This is a genomic window from Streptomyces diastatochromogenes (assembly GCF_002242805.1).
In the GTDB taxonomy this organism is placed as follows: domain Bacteria; phylum Actinomycetota; class Actinomycetes; order Streptomycetales; family Streptomycetaceae; genus Streptomyces; species Streptomyces diastatochromogenes.
The window spans coordinates 1-891 of record NZ_MCGQ01000152.1; the positions used below are offsets into that span (position 1 = coordinate 1).

At 75.5% G+C, this 891-nt stretch carries 1 protein-coding gene; it reads right to left on the reverse strand.

Features of this window, described 5'->3' with window-relative positions; translation table 11 throughout:
• The coding region (locus BEK98_RS47245) for an acyltransferase domain-containing protein (protein ID WP_143684293.1) at window positions 1–891 on the reverse strand (891 nt) is incomplete at both ends.

Consider the following 891-nt stretch of genomic DNA (forward strand, 5'->3'; position numbering starts at 1 on the left):
CGGCCACCGCCGTCACCGCCTGCTCCGCCCCGGCGATGACGACCGAGCGTGGGCCGTTCACCGCCGCGACCGCCGCCGGCCCGGCCGCAGCCGGCAGCTCCGCCAGCGCCGTCATCGTCTCTTCCTCGGTGGCGTCCAGGGACACCATGACGCCGCCTGCCGGGAGTTGCTGCATCAACCGCCCCCGGGCGGCGACCACTTCGACGGCGTCGCCTTCCGAGAGGATCCCGGCGGCATGCGCCACGGCCAGTTCGCCGACGGAGTGGCCCGCCAGGAAGTCCGGTCGTACGCCCCAGGATTCGAGCAGCCGGAACAGCGCGACCTCGAACGTGAACAGGCCGGCCTGGGCGACATCCGTCCTGTGCTGCCGCACGTCGGCGAGCGCCGTGTCCCACAGCGCCTCGCGCAGGGGCCGGTCCCCGACGCCTGCGGAGTCGAACCGGCCGCACAGGGCGTCGAAGGCATCGGCGAAGACGGGGTACGCGGCGTGCAGCTCCCGGCCGAGGCCCGCCCATCCGGCGCCCTGGCCGGTGAAGAGCAGCGCCAGCCGTCCACCCGTCCGGACTGGGGGCGGCACGGCTGCCGCCCCCTCGGCCGAGAGCCGGTCCAGTTCGCTCAGCAGGACGGCGCGGTCCTGGACGCGCAGCGCCGCCCGGTGGCGGAGTGCGGCGCGGGAGGTCGCCGAGGTGAACGCCACGTCCCCGAGCGGCAGTTCGGGCCGCTCGCGGAGGAACGCGGCCGTACGCCGCGCCTGGGCACGCAACGCTTCGGTACTCGCGCCGGAGAGCAGGAGCGGCGGCTCGAGAGCGGGCCGAGCACTCGCGTGGTCCGGGCCGTCCTGCTCCTCAGCCGCATGCCGTGCCTGGGAGCGGAGCCCCTCGGTACTCGCAC